General features: G+C 44.6%; 20 protein-coding genes and 1 pseudogene. 10 read left to right on the forward strand and 11 right to left on the reverse strand.

Annotation, left to right across the window (positions count from 1 at the left end; all coding sequences use genetic code 11):
• Positions 1-339 precede the first annotated feature (339 nt).
• The 5 genes from dnaQ to H3S94_RS04025 all read right to left on the reverse strand — a co-directional run bounded on the left by dnaQ (position 340) and on the right by H3S94_RS04025 (position 4,279).
• Positions 340-1,041 (reverse strand): DNA polymerase III subunit epsilon, encoded by a 702-nt coding sequence (dnaQ, locus tag H3S94_RS04005; protein WP_077990210.1) that lies wholly within the window; start codon positions 1,039-1,041, stop codon positions 340-342.
• A 351-nt stretch (positions 1,042-1,392) separates the two neighbouring features.
• Positions 1,393-1,980: a dephospho-CoA kinase gene (gene coaE / locus H3S94_RS04010; RefSeq protein WP_198240339.1), complete on the reverse strand. Its 588-nt coding sequence runs from the start codon at positions 1,978-1,980 to the stop codon at positions 1,393-1,395.
• Positions 1,981-2,838, reverse strand: a complete 858-nt coding sequence (locus H3S94_RS04015) for a shikimate dehydrogenase (protein WP_198240340.1) — start codon at positions 2,836-2,838, stop codon at positions 1,981-1,983.
• Between the two features lies 1 nt (position 2,839).
• Positions 2,840-3,436, reverse strand: coding sequence for a Maf family nucleotide pyrophosphatase (locus H3S94_RS04020; RefSeq protein WP_198240341.1), 597 nt, complete (start codon positions 3,434-3,436; stop codon positions 2,840-2,842).
• A 21-nt stretch (positions 3,437-3,457) separates the two neighbouring features.
• Positions 3,458-4,279, reverse strand: a complete 822-nt coding sequence (locus tag H3S94_RS04025; protein ID WP_077994356.1) for a pyruvate, water dikinase regulatory protein — start codon at positions 4,277-4,279, stop codon at positions 3,458-3,460.
• A gap of 414 nt (positions 4,280-4,693) precedes the next feature.
• On the opposite strand from H3S94_RS04025, the gene hemE reads away from it, so the two are divergent.
• The 8 genes from hemE to H3S94_RS04065 all read left to right on the forward strand — a co-directional run bounded on the left by hemE (position 4,694) and on the right by H3S94_RS04065 (position 13,813).
• The gene (gene hemE, locus H3S94_RS04030) at positions 4,694-5,719 is read left to right on the forward strand and encodes a uroporphyrinogen decarboxylase (protein ID WP_198240342.1); all 1,026 of its coding nucleotides are present in this window, start codon (positions 4,694-4,696) and stop codon (positions 5,717-5,719) included.
• Positions 5,716-6,261 carry a protoporphyrinogen oxidase HemJ gene (gene hemJ, locus H3S94_RS04035; protein WP_198240343.1) on the forward strand — a complete coding sequence of 182 codons (546 nt, stop codon included), beginning with the start codon at positions 5,716-5,718 and terminating at the stop codon, positions 6,259-6,261. Before hemE ends, hemJ begins: the two co-directional genes overlap by 4 nt.
• Before the next feature lie 141 nt (positions 6,262-6,402).
• Complete coding sequence (gene rho, locus H3S94_RS04040; RefSeq protein ID WP_077994731.1) at positions 6,403-7,668, forward strand: transcription termination factor Rho; 1,266 nt, start codon at positions 6,403-6,405, stop codon at positions 7,666-7,668.
• Positions 7,669-8,046: 378 nt separating this feature from the next.
• Positions 8,047-9,354, forward strand: a complete 1,308-nt coding sequence (gene mnmE, locus H3S94_RS04045) for a tRNA uridine-5-carboxymethylaminomethyl(34) synthesis GTPase MnmE (RefSeq protein WP_198240344.1) — start codon at positions 8,047-8,049, stop codon at positions 9,352-9,354.
• Positions 9,355-9,583: 229 nt separating this feature from the next.
• Positions 9,584-11,455 (forward strand): tRNA uridine-5-carboxymethylaminomethyl(34) synthesis enzyme MnmG, encoded by a 1,872-nt coding sequence (mnmG, locus tag H3S94_RS04050; protein WP_198240345.1) that lies wholly within the window; start codon positions 9,584-9,586, stop codon positions 11,453-11,455.
• Positions 11,455-12,102 carry a 16S rRNA (guanine(527)-N(7))-methyltransferase RsmG gene (gene rsmG, locus H3S94_RS04055; RefSeq protein ID WP_198240346.1) on the forward strand — a complete coding sequence of 216 codons (648 nt, stop codon included), beginning with the start codon at positions 11,455-11,457 and terminating at the stop codon, positions 12,100-12,102. Before mnmG ends, rsmG begins: the two co-directional genes overlap by 1 nt.
• A 5-nt stretch (positions 12,103-12,107) precedes the next feature.
• The gene (locus H3S94_RS04060; protein WP_077994345.1) at positions 12,108-12,902 is read left to right on the forward strand and encodes a ParA family protein; all 795 of its coding nucleotides are present in this window, start codon (positions 12,108-12,110) and stop codon (positions 12,900-12,902) included.
• A gap of 35 nt (positions 12,903-12,937) precedes the next feature.
• Complete coding sequence (locus H3S94_RS04065) at positions 12,938-13,813, forward strand: ParB/RepB/Spo0J family partition protein (protein WP_198240347.1); 876 nt, start codon at positions 12,938-12,940, stop codon at positions 13,811-13,813.
• A 517-nt stretch (positions 13,814-14,330) separates the two neighbouring features.
• Here the strand turns inward: H3S94_RS04065 and H3S94_RS04070 are convergent.
• The 6 genes and pseudogenes from H3S94_RS04070 to dapF all read right to left on the reverse strand — a co-directional run bounded on the left by H3S94_RS04070 (position 14,331) and on the right by dapF (position 19,774).
• Positions 14,331-14,816 (reverse strand): hypothetical protein, encoded by a 486-nt coding sequence (locus tag H3S94_RS04070; RefSeq protein WP_198230390.1) that lies wholly within the window; start codon positions 14,814-14,816, stop codon positions 14,331-14,333.
• Positions 14,817-15,578 carry a hydroxyacylglutathione hydrolase gene (gloB, locus tag H3S94_RS04075; protein WP_198240348.1) on the reverse strand — a complete coding sequence of 254 codons (762 nt, stop codon included), beginning with the start codon at positions 15,576-15,578 and terminating at the stop codon, positions 14,817-14,819.
• Between the two features lie 34 nt (positions 15,579-15,612).
• Positions 15,613-16,287: a septation protein A gene (locus H3S94_RS04080; protein ID WP_077994341.1), complete on the reverse strand. Its 675-nt coding sequence runs from the start codon at positions 16,285-16,287 to the stop codon at positions 15,613-15,615.
• Positions 16,284-17,204, reverse strand: a pseudogene (gene ftsY, locus H3S94_RS04085) (signal recognition particle-docking protein FtsY); the annotation flags it as partial. The pseudogene ftsY and the gene H3S94_RS04080, both read right to left, overlap by 4 nt.
• A gap of 441 nt (positions 17,205-17,645) precedes the next feature.
• Complete coding sequence (gene mtaB / locus H3S94_RS04090; RefSeq protein WP_198240350.1) at positions 17,646-18,929, reverse strand: tRNA (N(6)-L-threonylcarbamoyladenosine(37)-C(2))-methylthiotransferase MtaB; 1,284 nt, start codon at positions 18,927-18,929, stop codon at positions 17,646-17,648.
• On the reverse strand, positions 18,929-19,774 hold the full coding sequence (gene dapF / locus H3S94_RS04095; RefSeq protein ID WP_198240492.1) for a diaminopimelate epimerase: 846 nt from the start codon (positions 19,772-19,774) through the stop codon (positions 18,929-18,931). The genes mtaB and dapF overlap by 1 nt, the downstream gene beginning before the upstream one ends.
• A gap of 501 nt (positions 19,775-20,275) precedes the next feature.
• Between dapF and H3S94_RS04100 the strand changes: the two genes are divergently transcribed.
• On the forward strand, positions 20,276-20,818 hold the full coding sequence (locus H3S94_RS04100; protein WP_077994338.1) for an AprI/Inh family metalloprotease inhibitor: 543 nt from the start codon (positions 20,276-20,278) through the stop codon (positions 20,816-20,818).
• Positions 20,819-20,878: 60 nt separating this feature from the next.
• Positions 20,879-22,021: a cell division protein ZapE gene (zapE, locus tag H3S94_RS04105; RefSeq protein ID WP_077994337.1), complete on the forward strand. Its 1,143-nt coding sequence runs from the start codon at positions 20,879-20,881 to the stop codon at positions 22,019-22,021.
• Positions 22,022-22,154 lie beyond the last annotated feature (133 nt).

Genomic DNA, 22,154 nt, shown 5'->3' on the forward strand with positions numbered 1-22,154 from the left:
AAAAAGGCCGTTGTGGTTTCCCCCTCTCCACAACGGTCTATTTTTATAAACCGGCCTATTTTTATCAAAAGACCGCCTGAAAACAGGTTCTAACAAGATCGAACAGATTCAACTGCAATAAAGTCGGTTGCAAGAACATCTATAAATCAATCATTAGAATAGGCGCCGCTCGATTGTAAATTCGCTTTTTAGCTAAGTTTCAAAGGTGTTAGCCGGTTTTTATAAATTTCAAATCGGTTCTGTCGGAAATTGATCTCATTTTTTTTGAAGATTTCACAAAAACCAATCCCCGCGTCAGGATATTTCCGATTTTGCCGTTATTCGGCTTTTGCCGACGCTTCAATTTTTAATGTGGCTCCACATGGCTTTTTCGCCGATTTTTGCAAGCAAAGCGTCATGGGCAGCTTTATCTTCTTCGCTCAAACGGCTTGGCAGTGGCTGAGGGCGAGTTTTCAGAACAATTTTACTCTGATCTTCGTTTTCGTTTGATTGGCTGTCAGCTTTTCCACCGTCAAATCCGAGAGCACCCTGTTTGCCGCCAATAAGTTCGATATAAACATCGGCGAGAATTTCAGAGTCGAGCAAAGCGCCATGTAGCGTCCGGCGTGAATTATCAATACCGAAGCGTTTACACAAAGCATCCAGAGAATTCGGCCCCATCGGAAATTTCCGTCGCGCCATCGCCAATGTATCAATAATACGATCAACACTGATAAGAGGTTTATGAATACGCCCCAATTCCGCATTCAAAAAACCGAGGTCGAAATTCGCATTATGGGCAATCAGTGTCGCGCCTTCGATAAAGGAAAGAAAATCATCGGCTATTTCTTCAAATTTCGGCTCGTCCTTGAGGCGCTCATTGGTAAGACCGTGGACTGCCACAACCTCGTCAGGAATAATCACACCCTGAGGATTGAGATAGACATGAAAAGTTTTATCAGTGAGATAGCGATCAACCATCTCCACACAGCCGATTTCGACAATACGGTCTGTTTCTTTGTGAAGGCCTGTTGTTTCAGTATCAAAAATAATTTCTCTCATAAAAACCTGCTCTCACCTACTCTTTAACCTGCCTTGACTTGCATTGCTGTTTTTGCACGAATTGCACCTTCATAATGGATTATTTCCTATCTTTCTTGCATTTTGAAGACGCAATAAACAACAAATCCCGTTTCCGATGCTGTCGTTTCCTATATTCGCGTGAAACCGACCGGAAGGATGAAAATCAAAAAAAATCGACGCAAAAACGTTTTGATGATTCCTACATCCTATCTCTGAAAGAAACTATGGATAATCCGGATATAACATCGCCAAAATCTGCGATTAAGTCGTCATTTCAATTTTACAAAAATTGTCACCTGAAAATACCCTTATTTTTTATCGACGGGCAGTTTACTTGCCGGTCAAGCGGGCAATCAGATGTTTTACCTGTTCTCTGGCGTCATCAAGGCTCTTGCCGGTATCAATAACAAAATCGGCACGCCTTCGCTTTTCTTCATCGGTTATTTGACGAGACAAGATGCGGTCGAGTTTCTCATCATCCCAGCCGCTGCGGGCAAGCACACGTTGCCGCTGGATTGCAAGCGGAGCCGAAACAACCGCTATTTTGTCAACCCGTCCTTCCGGCCCCGTTTCAAATAATAAAGGAATATCGAGAACCACAAGCGGGGCACCCTGATCGCGGTGCTTTTTGACAAAATCTTTTTCTTTTTTGCGTACCAGAGGGTGAATGAACTTTTCCAAAACGGAAAGCTTTGACGGATCTTTGACAATTGCTTTTGATAATTTTGACCGGTCTATCCGGCCATCAGTCAGACAATCGGGGAAAATACGGCTTAAATTTTCGATAACCTCTTTACTTTCGTAAAGTTCATGAACAGCCTTGTCGGCATTATAAACAGGAACACCGGCTTCCTCGAAAAAGCCGGCCGTTGTCGTTTTTCCCATGCCTATAGAACCTGTAAGCCCAAGGATAATCATTTATTCGCCCATTTTACCCAGAATTTCTTGTCGTAATTCATCGTCCACAACAGGTCTTATTCCAAACCAACGTTCAAACCCCGGTACAGCCTGATGAAGCAACATTCCGATTCCATCGACATAATTGAGGTTCTTGGCTTTGGCTTCCAATAGAATTGGCGTCATCAAAGGGGTATAAACAATATCTGTCACCAGAACAGACGGCTTTGCCTGATCGAGATGGATAAACGGTTTGCTATCTTTTTCGATAAGGTTATTTGTCATCCCCAAAGATGTCGTATTGACGATTAAATCCGCCAGAGGAACGAGATCATCTATTTCGCTCCAATTGCGTGCTTTTACCTGATTGCCAAAATAACCGGCAAGCTTTTCGGCACGTGTTCTCGTCCGGTTTACAAGATAAATATTGTCAAAACCGCGTTGTTCGAGTGTATAGATAACTGCCCGCGCTGCCCCTCCGGCACCAATAACAAGTGCCGCATTTCCACCCCAACCGGGGGCAAAATCGTCAAGATTGGCTTTAAAGCCATAGCCATCGGTATTGCTTGCACAAAGTATGTTATTCTCGAACCATAATGTATTGGCAGCACCTATCCTTAATGCAGCCTCGTCTTTTTTTTCGGCAAGGCGGAAGGCTTCTTCCTTATGGGGCAGCGTAACATTGCCGCCGCAAAAACCTTTTTTTTGCAGCGAATTGATAAATGTTTCAAAATTTTCCGGTGTTACCTCGACCGCATCATAAGTTCCGGCCAACTTATATTTTTTGAGCCAAAAACGATGGATTTGCGGTGAAAGGGAATGCCCGACCGGATAGCCGGTTACAAAAGCATGGGGAATTTCTGTCGTTATATGTGTCATCTTATTGAATGATGATTCCTGTCTCGCGTAATTTCTGCAACAATAATAAGAGAGGTAAACCGATAATGGTAAAATAATCTCCTTCTATTTTATCAAATAGCTGGATACCCAAGCCTTCAACCTGATAGGCACCGACACTTGATTGAACATTTTCTCCTGCTTTATCAATATAATAATCTATAAATTCGGGCGATAATGAACGGACAGCCATTTTCGCAGTCGAAAGCCCGACCCAATCGGCTTTACCGGCTTTTGCCAAAGCGATGCCGCTATGAAGATAATGTGTTTTTCCCGATAAAGCGACGAGGCGCTGGCGCACGCCCTCAAGATTTGAAACTTTGTGGAGTGCTTTTCCTTCAAGATCGAGTGTTTGATCGCATCCGATAACAAGCGCATCGGGAAACCGGCCGGAAACATCTTCAGCCTTTTTTATTGCCAATTCTTTGGCAAGCTCTTGAGGCGTGATTTTCTTTAAAGCTATTTCGAGTTCACGTTCATCTAGTTTTGCTCCTTCAACACCGAATTCGAGACCGGCATTTTCCAGAATCGATTTTCGGAACGGGCTTAATGATGCGAGAATGAGCGGTTTATGTGGCATAATTTTTCTTTTTATCAATATTCAGATCTGATGATCGCGCAGGTAAAGTTCGAGAATTGCAGTTGCTGTTTCCTCGATAGAACGGCGTGAAACATCGATAATAGGCCAATTGTTGCGCATGCAAATCTGTTTTGCATTATTGAGTTCCTGCGCGATGCTTGCCCTGTCGATATAGCTTTCAGTGGTGAGACCTCCACCGATATTGCGACTTTGCCGCACCTGACTTATCCGGTCGGCAGAAGCAATAAGACCGACAATTAACGGTTTTTTTGACAAAAAGAGCTGATTGGGTGGTTCAACACCCGGCACCAGTGGAACATTGGCTGTTTTTATACCACGATTGGCAAGATAGATACTTGTCGGCGTTTTTGACGTTCGCGAAATTCCGACGAGAATCACATCGGCATTTTGTAAGCCATCCGGCAATTGGCCGTCATCATGATCCATTGTGTAATCGAGTGCCTCGATGCGCTTGAAATAATCTGCATCAAGTTGGTGTTGGGCACTGGCACGCCGGTTTGCCGGCAGCCTTAAAAAGGAATGAAATGCCTGAAAAACCGGATCAAGAACAGAAACCGAAGGCACACCCATTTTATCACATGCCGAATGTAATAAATGCGCTATTTTTTCATCCACTATTGTATAAAGCACAATTCCGGGGTTCCGGTTGATCTGGCCAATCACTTCCTGCAATTGGGCTTCGTTACGAATAAGCGGATAAACATGTTCGATTGCACGCGCTTCTACATATTGCGAGGCCACAGCACGACCTGCCGACAGGAGAGTCTCTCCGGTCGCATCAGAAATCATATATAAATGAAAGTCCAATTTTTCTTTTGTCACAGGATTCACAGGCCCTTGTTGAAAGATGTGCAAAGAAACAAGCATTTTGTGCACACCAAAAAAATGTGAGGATAACTCCATGATGTTATACACAAGCCAATGCATTGTGGGAAATTCAAATTCACGCTTTTGGATTATGGGGAAAACCCTGTTTCGTTAAAAATTTATAGCACCCTTTATAACCAATCGTAAAACAAAGAACCTGCTTGATTTTATATATCATTTTGCAATTTATCGGTTAAATAGAGAGGCTCTGAAAAAAGCCGCTTTGTAATTTTTTAAAATTCCGCCAAATCTGTGGATAAAATAAGGTTAATAAATAATTAACAGAAAACACAGACTCTAAGAATCAGAATCCCAGATTCAAAATAATTTCTTTATTGAAACCCACTTATGGAAAAGCCAACATAAGCCATGACAAAAAAACTTATTGAAGTCTTAAGTGGTAAAACACTTTCTCCGCCACCTGTCTGGTTGATGAGACAAGCCGGACGGTTTTTACCCGAATATCGTGAGGTGAGGAAACAAGCAGGAAGCTTTCTTGATCTTTGCTACAATCCTCGCCTTGCTTTTGAAGTCACGATGCAACCGATCAGACGATTCGGTTTTGATGCAGCAATCCTGTTTTCGGATATACTCGTTGTTCCTCATGCTTTGGGGAGAAACTTACGTTTTGAAGAAAAGAAGGGACCGATTCTTGATCCACTATCGGTCAATGAAATTGAAAATTTGAATGTCGAAAAGGCTCAGGAAAGACTGGCTCCAAGTTTTGAAACTTTATCTCTTCTCAAAACCGCTTTAGCTCACGATACAACGCTGATCGGATTTTGTGGCGCCCCCTGGACAGTGGCAACCTATATGATCGCCGGACATGGCACTCCGGATCAGGCTCCCGCCAGATTGTTCGGTTTCACTCACCCTGAAGCAATGAAAACTCTTCTCGAAATTCTTGCCGACGTTTCAGCCGATTATCTTGTCAATCAGGTCAAATCCGGAGCCGAAGTTTTACAGATTTTTGATTCCTGGGCAGGCGTTCTTGATGAACAGAGTTTTGATGAATACGTCATTTATCCGATCAAGCGGATGGTTCAACGTATCAGAAAAGTTTTTCCCGAAGTTCCGATAATCGGTTTTCCGAAGGGTGCCGGCGCGCTTTACGAAAATTTTGCCCGAAAAACAGGGGTAACCGCTATCGGACTTGATTGGTCTGTTCCGCTTTCCTTTGCCAAAAAATTGCAACAGATAACGCCGGTTCAGGGAAATCTCGATCCTTTGCGGCTGGTTTCGGGTGGCACTGCTCTGGAAACAGGAATAAATCATATTTTCGAGAACCTTGGACATGGGCCGTTGGTTTTTAATCTGGGACATGGAATAACACCACAAACGCCTATCGAAAATGTTGAAAGACTGGTCAAACTGGTGAGGAATTTTAACAAATGACAAATTCTAAAACGCATATGACAACGGGGACAATCTGGCTTCGCGCCATCGTTTCACTCTTGATTGTCGTGGTTGTTTTATGGGGGTTGTTTCACGTGAATCCTGATGAATATCCGGATTCGACTTTATGGATCAAATCTTTTCATGTGATTGCCATCATCTGCTGGATGGCGGGAATGTTTTATTTACCACGTTTGTTTGTCTACCATTGTCAGGCCGAAATCGGCTCGAAACAATCCGAGACGTTCAAAATAATGGAAAGACGGTTGTTGCGGGCAATTATCAATCCCGCGATGATTGCGTCTTGGGTAACAGGCTTATGGATGGCCTGGAAAGTTTATGAGTTTCAAGGCGGTTGGCTTCATCTCAAACTTCTTGCTGTCGTTATTTTATCGGGCTATCACGGGTTGTTATCACGTGGGGTTCGCCATTTTGCCGAAGATAGAAACAATTTTTCTGAAAAAACCTGGCGCATTTTGAATGAAGTTCCCACTGTTTTGATGATTATTGCTGTGATTGCTGTGATTGTGAAACCGTTTTGAATGAAATTTTCTTGATTTCTTCAGACAAGGGCATTAGATGGAGCTACCCTCCTTTTTTATTTTCCATAGTTTCTGAACAAGATACTTTTCAAAGGAAAATAATATTTCCACGATTATAAGAGTTTATATTGGATGCAGAATATTCAACAGATGAAACTACAAGAGCTGAAAAGTAAGACTCCGGTCGAGCTTGTCGCTTTTGCCGAAACGCTGGAAGTCGAAAATGCTTCGTTAATGCGCAAACAGGAATTGATGTTTGCCATTTTGAAAAAGCTTGCCCTTCAGGATGTTGAAATTATCGGTGAAGGTGTTCTGGAAGTTTTGCTCGACGGTTTCGGGTTTTTACGCTCGGCCGATGCCAATTATCTTCCGGGTCCTGATGATATTTATCTTTCCCCTTCGCAAATCAGGCGGTTTTCATTAAAAACCGGCGACACTGTTGAAGGACCAATACGCAGCCCCAAAGAAGGCGAGCGTTATTTTGCTCTGTTAAAAATCAATACGATCAATTTTGAAGATCCGGAAAAAATCCGCCATAAAATCCATTTTGACAATTTGACACCTCTTTATCCGAACGAGAGGTTGAAAATGGAATTGAATGACCCGACAAACAAGGATATGTCGGCAAGGGTAATTGATCTTATCTCGCCTTTGGGTAAAGGGCAGCGTGCACTGATTGTTGCACCGCCAAGAACCGGTAAAACAGTTCTTTTGCAAAACATTGCCCATTCAATTACAGCCAATCATCCGGAATGTTTTCTGATTGTGTTGCTCATTGATGAACGTCCGGAAGAAGTGACCGATATGCAACGTTCGGTCAAAGGCGAAGTTGTTTCTTCAACATTTGACGAACCCGCATCCCGTCACGTTCAGGTTGCCGAGATGGTCATTGAAAAAGCAAAGCGCCTTGTTGAACAAGGGCGCGATGTGGTCATTCTCCTTGATTCGATCACCCGGCTTGGTCGTGCCTATAATACGGTTGTTCCTTCATCAGGAAAGGTCTTGACCGGTGGTGTCGATGCTAACGCTTTGCAACGCCCCAAGCGCTTTTTTGGTGCAGCCCGCAATATCGAAGAAGGCGGTTCGCTCACGATTATTGCTACGGCTTTGATAGATACCGGAAGCCGTATGGATGAAGTTATTTTTGAAGAATTCAAGGGAACCGGTAACTCGGAAATCGTGCTTGACCGGAAAGTAGCCGATAAGCGAATTTTCCCGGCAATGGATATTTTGAAATCCGGAACCCGCAAGGAAGATTTGTTGGTTTCCCGTCAGGATCTGCAAAAAATATTTGTTTTGCGTCGTATTCTCGCTCCAATGGGCACAACCGATGCAATCGAATTTTTGATCGATAAATTGAAGCAGACAAAAACCAATGCGGAATTTTTCGATTCGATGAATACCTGATTTGGTAATACCTGACTTGGGAATACCTGACTTGGGAATACCTAATTCGGAAATAGCAAATTTGAAAACACCTGATCCGGTGATACTTGATCGGCAACTTTACACTCCGGATAATATCCGGAGATAATGTCTGACAGATGTTTTTTAAAAAATAGACCTAACAGTTTTTCCGTCCGGAATTTTTTTTCGGACGGTTTTTTATTTTTGATTTGGCCAAACAACGGCGTCAAGCGAAGCTCGAAGGAGTTTTGCTAAAAAATGAATGGTCTCTTCTGTTTCAAATGGCTTATAGAACATTTGTTGAATTGTTGAACTTTTGTCCGTTCAAAATGAAGCGGGCGAGATTGTAAAGCACATTCCGCAACGAGGATAATGACTATGGATACTATTTTTGCTCTATCAAGCGGAAAACTTCCTTCGGGGGTAGCGGTCATCCGCGTTTCGGGAGATATGACTAGAGCAATCGTTAAGACATTGCTTGGCAAAATTCCGGCGCCCCGTGTCATGAGTTATGGCAAGCTTGTAGCTCAAGATGGTGACTTTCTCGATAGTGCTTTAACGGTGTTTTTTCCCTCACCACACAGTTTTACCGGTGAAGATTGTGCCGAATTTCATCTTCATGGTGGAAAGGCCGTTATCGACCGGTTTTTGAATGAACTTGCAAAGTTCGATTCATGTCGGTTGGCCGAACCCGGTGAATTTTCAAGACGGGCATTTTTTAACGGCAAGCTTGATTTGACGGAAGCCGAGGGACTGGCCGATCTCATTGAAGCAGAAACCGAAAGCCAGAGGCGGCTTGCCATCATGGGCGCAAGTGGCGAACTTGCGACACTTTATCGACAATGGCGGAGCGATCTTATCAAAGCGCGTGCCATGATCGAAGCTGAGCTTGATTTTTCCGACGAGGAAGATGTACCGGGTTCTGTGAGCGATATTGTTTGGGATCATTTACAAAATTTAAGCCGGTCAATCTCGGAGTTTATCATAAAAAGCGAACGTGTTGCATCAATGCGCGACGGGATAAAAATTGTCATTGCCGGTGCTCCGAATGCGGGAAAATCTAGTATTATCAATAAGTTAGCTGGTTTTAATGTGGCCATTGTAACAGATGAAGCCGGCACAACACGCGATGCTTTGGAGACGCGTATTGTGATTGATGGCTATCCGGTTTTGATGACTGATACAGCCGGCTTGCGAGAAACCGATAACAAGGTTGAAAAACTCGGTATCGAGGTCGCCTATGATCGTGTGAAAGACGCAGATCTCGTACTGCTTGTTGATGATTTGGCACATCCGGTTCCGATAAAACTTCCCGAAACCGATGCGGAAATCTGGCATATCGGAAATAAAAGCGATTTGGCAAACGGTTCAATAAGAAAATGGCCAATCCGGTTTTCAACCAAAACGGGGGAAGGGTTTGATGCTTTTGTCAAAGCTATTGCATCTTTCTGTTCAAGATTTTCATATGATGTGGGTGAAGTGGTCACCGCTAGAAAAAGACAATTAGCATTGCTGAAGATTGCTGTCTCCGAGATAGACAATGCGGTTCAACATTCCAATCTCGATTTATCGTTGAGAGCCGAACATTTACGACTCGCTGCCGATTCGCTTGGTCGAATTACCGGAGACATTGATGTTGAAGACATATTGGATGTTATTTTTTCGCAATTCTGTATTGGTAAATGATTTGAATAAGAGAGTGCGAGTAATTTTTCCGCTGAAAAACAGTGATTCACGTGAAACATTTTAAAAATAAAATGTTCAATCTTTAAAAATAATGATTCACGTGAAACATTCCATGTGTTAGACAGGTGAGATAATTCGTGCACGTTGCAAAGCACACTGATATTCCGCAACAAGGTATGGTTCTTTGTTTCACGTGAAACGTTAAAACTTTAACGGTGTTTGTATAAAATTGGCTGATAAATTTGATGTAATTGTTGTCGGGGGCGGACACGCCGGATGTGAAGCTGCTTCTGCTGCTGCACGTACCGGTGCAAAAACGGCGCTCATAACCTATCATTTTGCTTCCATCGGGACGATGTCATGTAATCCGGCAATTGGTGGACTCGGAAAAGGCCATCTTGTGAGAGAAATTGATGCACTTGACGGGCTGATGGGTCGTGCAGCAGATGAAGCCGGAATACAATTTCGTTTGCTTAACCGGAGAAAAGGCCCGGCGGTCAGGGGGCCGCGAACGCAGGCAGACCGCAAGCTCTATAAAAAAGCTATGCAGACTTTGATTTCGGAACAGCCCAATCTCACGGTTATAGAAGATGAAGTCATTGATCTTATTGTAAAAAATGACACCGTCGCGGGTGTCGTATGTAAGACTCGTGGAACAGTTGAATCCGGTGCGGTTGTCTTGACAACGGGTACATTTTTGCGTGGCCTTATCCATATAGGTGAAAAAACATGGCCTGCCGGAAGAATGGGTGAAGAACCCAGTAATCTTCTGGGAGAACATCTGGGGCAATATGGTATTCGTTTGGGACGGTTGAAAACGGGTACTCCTTCACGCTTGAGTAAAAAGACAATAGATTGGGACAATCTTCCAAAGCAGAGTGCTGACGAGGATCCTGTACCGTTCTCGTTTTTGACTGACAAAATTCGTCAACCGCAAATTGACTGTGCTGTTACAAGGACCAATCATAAAACCCACCAGATCATAAAAGATAATATTCATCGTTCGGCGATGTATTCGGGTGCTATTAAAGGTATTGGTCCGAGATATTGCCCTTCGATTGAAGATAAAATTGTAAAATTCGGCGAGCGTGACGGACATCAGATATTTCTGGAACCGGAAGGACTGGATGATGATACGGTCTATCCGAACGGCATATCCACATCTCTGCCGGAAGAGGTTCAACTCGATTTTATCAAAACCATTGAAGGGTTGGAACACGCCAAGGTGTTGCAGCCGGGCTATGCAATCGAATATGATTTTGTCGACCCGCGCCAACTTTATGCAACATTGGAATTGAAAGCACTTCCCGGCCTGTTTCTGGCCGGTCAGATCAACGGAACGACAGGTTATGAAGAGGCAGGAGCACAAGGTTTACTTGCAGGATTGAATGCTGCAAACAGAGCTTCAGGGACAGATCAGGTAACGATTAGCCGGTCAACGGCCTATATCGGTGTTATGGTTGATGATTTGATTACGCGTGGCGTCAGTGAACCTTATCGTATGTTTACCTCTCGTGCAGAATTCCGTTTGTCTCTAAGAGCGGATAATGCCGATGAGAGGTTGACACCATCGGGATTAAAATGGGGAATTGTAGGCTCGCTGAGACTGAAGAGTTTTCAACATAAACAGGATTTACTGGATAAAGCCCGTCATCTGTGTCAATCGGTATTTATCACGCCAAATGAAGCGACAGAAAAAGGATTGCAAATAAAACACGACGGAATTCGCCGGAATGTTTATGATTTGCTTTCCTATCCGGAAATGTCACTCTCGCGTTTGAGTGAAATTTGGCCATCACTCAACCAGATTGATAAAAAAACGGCCGAAACATTGGAAATTGAAGCGCAATATGCGGTTTATCTTGATCGTCAGGCACAAGACATTGCCAATCTTCAGCGCGATGAACAACTCCGTATTCCGGCAGAACTCGACATTGATGTGATTTCCGGTCTGTCGAATGAACTGAAAGGAAAAATCCGTCAGCGCGCGCCTCAATCAATCGCCGAGGCACAAAAAATTGACGGCATGACACCGGCAGCTCTGTCTCTTATTATTACCCATATCCAGCGGTTACACCGCGAAAACCGGAGAAGCGCCTGATGATTGAATGGGTAGAAGAAAAATATCAATCATTGCTGCAAATTGTACCTTCGGTTTCACGTGAAACAGCAGAAACTTTGATGGCATTCGAGGAGGCGGTTAAAAAGTGGCAATCCCATATCAATCTGATTGCAAATGCGACTTTGCCCGATCTCTGGAAACGGCACATTCTTGATAGCGCACAAGTCGCCGGATTTAAGCCACAAGCAAAAAACTGGTGTGATATTGGTTCCGGTGGCGGTTTTCCCGGAATTGTCATAGCCATTCTTTTAAAAGACCAAAGCGGTTTTCATATTGATCTCGTCGAAAGCAATAGCAAAAAAGCTGCATTTTTAAGAAGTGTCAGCGCCGAATTCAATTTGCCTGCTACAGTTCATACATGCCGTATTGAAACAAGTTACATCCATATTAACAAGCCGGAAATTATCACGTCACGTGCCTTGGCATCGCTCGAAAAACTTTTTGAGTTGACACAACCCTGGTTCGAACAAGGCGCAACCGCCCTATTTCAGAAGGGCCGTGATTATAAGAAGGAAATAGCCGAAGCAGAGAAAAACTGGACATTCGATTTTAAAGTTCATCAAAGCAAGATCGATAAGCAGTCTGTTATTCTCGAAATTAGCAAGATCGATTCACGTAAGGGGTGAGAGAAATGAGCGACACACGTATTATCGCCATTGCAAATCAGAAAGGCGGGGTTGGCAAAACAACAACAGCTATCAACCTTGCTACTGCGCTTGCGGCCATCGGCGAGACTGTATTGGTTATGGATATAGACCCGCAGGGGAACGCCAGCACCGGACTGGGAATAGATCGTAACAGGCGCCCGCTATCTTCTTATGATGTTATTGTTTCAGGTGCATCGGTCAATGACGCCGCTTTGGAAACAGAAGTGCCAAACCTTTATGTTGTGCCTTCGACACTCGATCTTCTTGGAATCGAAATGGAAATTGCACCGGCAAATGACCGGATACAACGGCTACAAAAAGCTTTGCGAAAAAATCCTATGGTGACAGAGAAGTTTTCTTATATTCTGATTGATTGCCCCCCTTCCCTCAACCTTTTGACACTTAATGCAATGGGCGCGGCCGATTCCGTTCTTGTGCCTCTGCAATGCGAATTTTTGGCACTTGAAGGCTTAAGCCAATTATTGGAAACGGTAAAACAGGTTCGCAGTTCCCTTAATCCTGCGCTGGAAATACAGGGTATTGTGCTCACTATGTATGACGGCCGTAACAATCTTTCCAATCAGGTTGTAGAGGACGTACGCTCCTTTATGGGAGACAAAGTCTATCAAACCGTTATACCACGCAATGTTCGCGTGTCGGAGGCTCCTTCATTCGGTAAACCGGCTTTGCTTTATGATTTGAAATGTGCTGGCAGTCAGGCCTATTTGCAACTTGCTTCCGAAGTCATCCAACGCGAACGCCAATTGCGCGCCGCTTGAATTTTTTAACCTATTGAATAATCAAGGAAATAAAGATGAGTGACGATCAATCGAAAAAACGGCTTGGACGTGGTCTTGCTGCTCTTATCGGCGATGTTGATCTTGGTATTGATAAACCTGCCAATGCTCCGAAAACATCGTCGGAACGTCAGGTTCCTATCGAATTTATTTCCCGTAACCCGCAAAATCCGCGGCGACACTTTACCGAGACCGAGCTTGATGATCTCGCCCAATCTATCCGTGAACATGGCGTGGTTCAGCCGGTTGTTGTTCGTCCCTCGCCCGACCATCCGAACCGGTTTGAATTGATCGCCGGTGAGCGTCGCTGGCGTGCTGCCCAGCGCGCAAATCTCACTGAAATACCGGTTATTATCCGCGATGTCGATGATCGCACGGCTTTGGAACTTGCCATTATCGAAAATGTCCAAAGAACCGATCTCAATCCGTTGGAAGAAGGCATGGGTTACCAACAACTGATTGATGAACATGATTATACACAAGCCGATCTTGCACAAGTGATCGGCAAAAGTCGCAGTCATGTTGCCAACACATTGAGATTGTTGAAACTTCCGGCCAAGGTGCAACAATTCATCAATGATGGCCAATTGTCGGCAGGCCACGCGCGCTGTCTGATAACAGTCGATGACCCTTTGGCACTTGCCGAAAAAATTATCCGTGATGGCTTGTCTGTGCGTCAGGCCGAAGCTCTGGCAAATGGACAATCAACCGCAAAGGCAAAAAGACGCACACCGAGCGAAAAGGATGCCGACACCAAGTCGCTTGAAAAACTGCTTGCCGATGTCATAGGCATGAAAGTTGCCATCAAACACGGGAAAAAAGGCGGGGATGTAAAAATCCATTATTCTTCGCTGGAACAGCTTGACGATATTTGCAGGCGTTTACAAAACTAGGGCGGGTTGCAGTCAATCTCGCACCCCGTTTTTTCGGGAGAGGTGACGCTTGACGTTATCGGGCTTTGAAGTTTGTGTAACGGCATGTATTTTCGTGTGTGGCGATGTCTTTTTCACTCCGGAAGCTCTCCAAAGTCGCTCTTATCCATGTGAAAATTCTTTGTAACATTGCTTATCAAAATGACATCCGGTTTGTCCCGATCGTAAAAAAATGACCTGAAAAGAACATCGAACAAGAGCCAAAATATATTCACGGAAAATTATATAAATGTCTCCTATAAGATAATACAAATAACATAAATCTCTTTTCTTAATGTGGAAATTTATATTTTTAAAAGTATTGTTTAGGTTTAAATATTTATAATTTACTGAACTATTACATTTATATCTGAATACGATGTTTTGTTTTATACAAGTCCGGTGTTTAACTGATCGCGTTACGAAAAAGCACAGGAAAAAATTAATCAAATCTTACACTATTCAAAGTAGTCCGGATTTGACAGTCGGCAATAAAATTCTATTGTTCGAGAACCTTACGAATGCGGTCGGCAAATTGTTTTCCGAATTCGAGATTTTCCTTTGAAACTGTTGTGCTGTCGTCAAATATTGCATCCTGATCTTCAAGCGAGGATGCAGCAGCCAGGCTTGCTTGTAATGCCAGATAACCGACAACGTAATCTTTTGGTTCAAGCGCATTTTTTTTCAAAATGTTCATGACGCGCTCATCTTTTGAAATGGTTTTAACGAGCCCGTCAATACTACCATCATTACCGGTTTCGGATTCCGAAAGCCTGATCGTGGACTCCGACATTTCCTTCTGGACATTTTCCATCTTCGCCAGAAAAGCTTCATTCAAAGGATATTCCGCTACAATCTTAGGATTACCCGTTGGAGAGAGATAGAATTCGCTTTGCTTGTCATTCTGCTTTGGCGCATCTTCGCCAAAAGCGGCAACCGGAAAAACAATCAAACAAAGGGCAATCACAAATCGCTTGATAAACATTCAGAAATGATCCTTGCGTTTTCTTAATTCGGCAAAAACAGCGACATCCGAAGCATTTTCCATCTTCAATGTTTTGCGTATATCGGGGTCATTACAGCGTAAAAAGGGATTTGCCGCTTTCTCGCTTTTGATCGAGCTTGGGAGCGAGGTTTCACCGACTGCGATAAGCCGGTCAACAGCAGCAGCGCGATTGATAAGCGCAACATTATCGGGATCGACCGAACGTGCAAACCGCGCATTTTCTTTGGTATATTCATGCCCGCAATAAAGCTTTGTCTCGTCAGGAAGAGCTTTGAGCTTTTCAAGCGAAGAAAACATCATCTCGGCTGTTCCTTCAAACAGTCTTCCGCAGCCCAGAGAAAACAACGTATCACCGGTAAAAACCAGTTTGTCATGAGGAAAATAATAGCAGACGGATCCAAGCGTATGACCGGGAGTTTCAAGCACTTTGACATCGAATTTTGCAAATTTGCAGCCTGATTGTTCATTGACCGCTTCATCAAGTCCACCAATTTTGTCGGCTTCACGCTCAGGTCCGATGATTTTCGTACCATAAACGGCTTTAAGTGCGGTAATTCCTTCGATGTGATCCATATGATGATGGGTTATGAAAAGGACATCAAGCTTGTAACCTTTGCGGTCAAGCGTTTCACGGATTGTCTTTGCATCCGGCGCATCAATAGCCGCAGTCAGTCCGCTTGCCTCGTCATGAAGCAGCACTCCGAAATTATCACTGCGGCAGATGAACTGTGTAATTTCCATTGTTTCAATCCCGTCCGTTTTTGAAATTCCCGACCTATTCATCGAGCTTTGTCTGTTTCACACCTATTGGCGAGGTTGCATGTTTCATGACAATCGGCATTTGTGCAATCATAAAAATAATGGTGATCGGCATGACACCGAAGACCTTGAATGTCGTCCAGAAATCATTGCTGAAATTTCGCCATACCAATTCGTTCAACACGGCAAGAAAAATAAAAAACCATGCCCAACGACGGGTTAGAATTTTCCAACCCTCATCATCAAGTTGAAAGGCAGAGTCGAGCACATAACCGAGAAGCGATTTATTGAAAGCGAGACCACCGAACAGGATAAGGCCGAACAGTGTGTTGATAATTGTCGGCTTCATCTTGATGAATGTATCATTATGGAGCCAAAGCGTTAAAGCCCCGAAAATCAAAACAAACACACCGGAAATAAGCGGCATGATCGGGAGTTTTCGTGCAATAATCCACGAGGCGACGAGTGCGATAACAATGGCAACCATGAAAATCGCCGTGGCAGGAAAAATCGGTTTTTCAAACCCCTGAAACAGGCCGACATGTTTGATAAGCCATTCGCCTTTGTAGTTGGCAAAGAAAAACACCACCAGTGGCCCCATTTCGAGAACGAGTTTGAGCGCCGGTGACATATGAAGCTCTTTCACCGCTTTGGTATCTTCCGGATCGGGTTCAAAAAGTGAATTGGTCATTCGTGTTTTCCTGCTATTGCTTCGGCAAAGTCCGAAGCTGCAAAGGGTTCGAGGTCATCAATGCCCTCTCCTACCCCGATAAAATATACCGGCAACTTGTATTTTGCCGCTATTGCAACAAGAATGCCGCCGCGCGCTGTTCCGTCAAGTTTTGTCATGACAAGGCCGTTCACACCGGCAATGTTGCGGAATATTTCCACCTGGTTCAGCGCATTCTGGCCGGTTGTCGCATCAAGTGTTTGCAAAACAGTGTGTGGCGCATCCGGATCATGCTTGCTTAAAACACGCACAATCTTGGCAAGCTCGTCCATCAGTTCGGTTTTATTCTGCAACCGTCCTGCCGTGTCAATGATAAGAACATCACTTCCGGCAGCTTTGGCTTTTTCATAAGCGTCATAGGCAAGGCTTGCCGCATCGGCACCGAGTTTGGTTGAAACAACCGGTGCATTGACACGGTCTCCCCAGATATGGAGTTGTTCGATAGCAGCCGCACGAAAAGTATCACCAGCCGCGAGCATCACCTTTAATCCACCGGCGGTAAGCTTGGCCGCCAATTTTCCGATTGTTGTGGTTTTTCCCGTTCCATTCACACCGACAACCAATATGACATGCGGCTTATGGCTCAAGTCCAGTTCAAGCGGGCGGGCAACCGGTTCAAGTACTTTCTTGATCTCGTCACTCATGATCGTGCGTACTTCGTCGGTTGATATATCTTTACCATAACGACTTGATGCGAGAGTATCGGTAATACGGAGAGCGGTTTCAAGACCAAGATCGGCCTGAATGAGTACATCTTCGAGATCTTGCAATGTCGCTTCGTCAAGCTTGCGCTTGGTAAAAATGGAACTGATCGAATCACCAAGTTGACGGGATGAACGGGCCAAACCGGTTTTCAACCGTTCAAACCATGACATTTTTTTAGGTTCATGGAGGGGCAAATCCGGTTTGCTGACCTTGTTTTCGTTGCTTGTTACCTTGTCGGTAATTGTTACGGTGTTGTGAGCAGGAAGGTTGGTTCCGGCCTCGGTTGTCTCTACCCTTTGTGAACCGACAAACTCCGCTTCCGGAATTATCGGTTTTTTTGCCGGTTGATTTTCAACCTTTTTCTTTTCGGTTAAATCGGGTTCCTGATTTTCCGACGGAATATCCGGCCGCTCTTCTTTCGTTTCGACCGGTTTTTTGTTTTCGGTGTTTGTGGCTTCGCTCTGTTTTTTTGCCTGAGCTGCCTTATAGGCTTCAAAGGGTGACAAAGCGGGTGTTGCCGCATCTTTTGTCACATCGTTGTCTGAATCCGTTTTCGGGTTCGAGCCAAAAGAAAAAACTTTTTTAAATAAACCTTTAGCCATAAAAATCCCCGGTCAGGCAGCGTTACGTTCGTCGAGCTTGGCAATAAGCTTGTCACCATCCTGGCCGACAATGTGGCCTTTAACAATGGTTCCGGCAATTGCACCGTCGATTTTGGTCAGTGTGAAATCCTCCGTACGGCCGATTCCATCATGTTCGACAAGAATCATGTGTTCGGTGTTTTGTAAATGCTTGAGATGGTCGTTATAGGCTTTTTGCCCCTTTTGCCGCAGTTTTTCCGCTCTCAGTTTGATAATATGCCGATCAACCTGCGGCATACGGGCAGCCGGCGTGCCTTCCCGCGGGCTATAGGGAAAGACATGAAGATGTGTCAGTTTACAATCATCAACGAGTGCCAATGTATTTTCAAACATTGCATCGGTTTCGGTCGGAAAACCGGCGATAAGATCGGCGCCATAAACCATTTCGGGGCGTCTGTCGCGTAAATCATTGCAAAACCGGATTGATTGGTCGCGTAAATGGCGCCTTTTCATCCGTTTCAAAATCATATTGTCGCCAGCTTGAAGCGAAAGGTGCAAATGCGGCATTAACCGTGGTTCATAAGCCAGTAATTCCATCAATTCATCATCGACTTCTACTGAATCTATCGAAGAGAGGCGCAAACGCGCAAGATCGGGAACGTTTCGCAAAATCGAACCGACAAGTTTTCCGAGCGTTGCCTTTCCGGGAAGATCAGGTCCATAGCTGGTAAGATCGACACCGGTGAGGACAACTTCCTGATAACCGTTTCCGTTAAGGCGTTTTATCTGTTCGACAACTGCACCCATTGGAACCGAGCGTGACGGACCCCTTCCATAGGGAATAATGCAGAAAGTGCAACGATGGTCGCAACCGTTTTGCACTTGCACGAAAGCGCGCGAATGACCTTCGATCGAGTCAACCATATGGGGCGCATTTTCTTTCACTTCCATAATGTCGTTGACTTTGAGTTTCTCGTAATTGTTGACACCGAAATCAGGGAGCTGACGATAGGAATGGGCATGCAGTTTTTCTTCATTCCCCAAAACCAGATCAACTTCATCCATATCGGCAAAATCCTGCCCCAGAGTTTGGGCAGCACAGCCTGTCACAATGATACGTGCAAGCGGGTTTTCGCGCCTTGCTTTGCGAATTGCCTGTTTTGCCTGACGGACGGCTTCAGCCGTGACAGCACATGTATTGAAGATGAAAGCGCCGTTTTCCAGCTTATCAAGGCCGGCTTCAGCACTTTCTTTGCGCATGACTTCTGATTCAAATGCATTCAGCCGACAGCCGAAGGTGACAATTTCAGTTGCCATTACGAAATCCTTTGATATTCACCCGAAACCGGATCGAACTCCCCGCCAAACTCGAATTCCGTTGGTCCCGTCATGATGATATGGTTGTCTTTATCCCATAAAATATCGAGTTTTCCACCCGGTAAGGTTACCGTTACATGCCGTTTTGTGAGCGCACGTCTTGATGCGGCAACAGTTGCGGCACAAGAAGCGGTGCCACAGGCGCGTGTAAGGCCTGCTCCCCTTTCCCAAGTCCGCAAAGTCAAAGAAGTGGGCGATGTGACATGGGCAATCGAAATATTGCAGCGTTCGGGGAAAAACGGGTCATGTTCAAGTTCGGGACCGAATTTATCAAGAGCTATTTTCTCTATATCATCGCCAACAAAGAAAATTGCATGCGGGTTTCCCATAGAAACAAGCGAGGCATCACGAAGCGGCCCGCGACCGATAGAAGCATGATTTGTGTCGTCGATAGCGTGTGACACAGGTATTTCCTGCCATTCAAGATGGGGAATCCCCATATCGACCGATACCAAACCGTTTTCACGACGTTTTGCCCTGACAATGCCGGCAGCCGTGTCCAGTTTGAAATCATCACCCAGATTTTGGTTATAGAGCCATTCAACGACGCAACGTGTACCATTTCCACAGGCCTGAGCCTTGGATCCATCCGAGTTCCATATCACAATGTGATAATCACCACCGGATTTTGTCGGCTTGTGGACTGCCATTATCTGGTCGAACGCCGTATCGCGTTTTTTAGAAAGAGCAATCGCTGCCTCCGGCGTAATGTCTGTTTTGGCCTCGCGCATATCGGCAACAATTATCTCGTTGCCAAGACCATTCATTTTTTCAAAAGGGATCATATTTGCCATCTACCTGATATTTATTACGATAATATGGCTGAAAATCCAAAAAAATTCCAGCACAAGCACTTTTTACAGTCGGAATAGACCGGAGATATATAAAACCCGGAGAATATAAAACCCGGAAATGTCTAAAATATTGACCGGATTTTGAAAATGATTGCGGTTGTCTGTGTTAAAAGCCGGTTTGCGGCCATATTTTATTGCTCTTTCCGGTAATTTCTCGATTTAAGGTAAACAGCTTTCCGGAATGAATAAGTTTTAAAAAAGTATAATAAAAACAATATGTTATAAAAATCCTATCAATACTGGTTATTTTTCTCATCGTATGAAAGTCCCGTTCATTGTCCGCTTTCTTTGTGAATCATGAAGAGAAGCGGATGTTTTTCTTTTTTTCTGATACTTTTTTGCTATGTATAGTCTTTAAATAAAATTTAACCATCATGCCTTTCCTTTGTACGGATTTTACTGCGCAATCATGCGATTGAAGAAAGTAGGAATATGACAGTCTCGAAGAATTCACTTCTGGTGTTGACAGTTATGGCAACAATGCTTGCCGGTTGTGCGAATTCGCGATTCGGCAACAATGGCGGTGGTGAGCCACCGCAAGTCGTTATGCCGGGACCGGCAAGTTCGGGCGGTGTCAGTCAATCGGAGTTGCCGCCGCCGGATAATTTTCCGTCAGCGCCTAATAATAGCGTAAGTAGCAGTATCCCGCAGTCGCAAACCGATGTAGCCAGTCTTCAACCACCTGCAAACGCTTCCGATTTAACGCCCGGAGCCATTGCCGGTGTATGGAAGGCGTCGGTTGGCGGGCTGAATTGCCAGATTGCAACACCACAGACCAAATATGGTCAAGGCTATCGCGCCGGACCGTTGCATTGTCCTGAAGCCTTCACCAAGGTTGCGTCATGGGCGGTAAGCGGAAAGCAACTGAATTTCTATGATGGTGCAGGTAGTCCTGTCGCAACACTTTATTCTGCCGGACCAAGCCGGTTCGAGGGAAATACGGTAAACGGTCAAGCCGTTATCTTGAGTCGTTAAACAGTTTTCGGAGAGGCCATAAGGCCTCTTCAATTTTTTGATACAAGGAGGGGCTTGTTAATGGGATCGATGCGTGAGCGCTATGATGCTTTGGTTGAAAACGGTGAAATCAGCCGTGATGAAGCACAGATTGCCTTGATTTCCCATTTTGACCGTCTTCTTGACGAGCTTTCTGTCAAGCGTGTATCGCAAAAAAGTTCGCCGCTCGGCTGGCTTTTTGGCAAACATAAAGACAATCATTCAGGTGTGCATGGCCTCTATGTTTACGGCGAAGTCGGTCGTGGCAAAACCATGCTTATGGATTTGTTTTTTTCCTGCCTGCCCGATGGCGACAAGAGGCGCGCCCATTTCAATGATTTTATGGCAGATGTGCATGATCGGATAAACCGTCACCGACAGGCATTGACACGTGGCGAAACCAAACAGAACGACCCTATTCCTCCGGTTGCTTCAAGCCTCGCCAAAGAAGCGAAAGTCCTTTGTTTTGACGAGTTTACCGTTACCGATATTGCCGATGCAATGGTGCTTTCAAGGCTGTTTACCGCTTTATTCAAGGACGGTGTAACGCTTGTTGCCACTTCCAATGTTGCACCCGAAAATCTTTATAAAAACGGTCTCAACCGGCAATTATTTTTGCCTTTCATCAAGATTCTCGAAGAAAATGTCGAGGTTTTCAATCTTGATGCCGATACAGATTACCGGTTGGAAAAAGCTGATCGAAAGCCGGTTTATATTACACCGCTCGGCCATGTCGCACAGGAAAAGATGGATGCAGCATGGGCACTCATTGAACAAGGGCACATAGCAAAACCGGAAATTGTCGATGTTCGCGGTCATCCGGTTCACGTGCCGCGCGTTGTAAATAATGCTGCCCGCTTCGATTATATAGATCTTTGCTCCGTTCCCTTGGCTGCTGCTGATTATCTTGCTTTATCAAGCCGTTACGATACTTTTTTCGTTGACAATGTGCCGATTATGGATGACGAGCACCGGAACGAGACAAAACGTTTCATTTTGTTGATTGATACGCTTTATGATCGTCATATCCGTTTGTTTATTTCGGCGGCGGCAACTCCCGATAAACTCTATCAGGGAAAGAACCAGACGACCGAAACATTCGAGTTTGAACGTACTGCATCACGTCTTTTTGAAATGCAAAGCGAGGAATATTTGGCCAATTGGAGTGAAAAACAGGTCAAATAATGCGAAAAAATCGCCCAACACGTGTAAATTGTGTCGATTTGACGCACAAAAGTGAAGAAAAATTGACGTTTACGTAAAGTGAATTCAATATAACCGTTTGAATTTATTGGATTTCGATAATTCTATTGTAATT

Source organism: Bartonella sp. B10834G3, from assembly GCF_016102505.1.
Classification (GTDB): Bacteria; Pseudomonadota; Alphaproteobacteria; order Rhizobiales; family Rhizobiaceae; genus Bartonella; species Bartonella choladocola.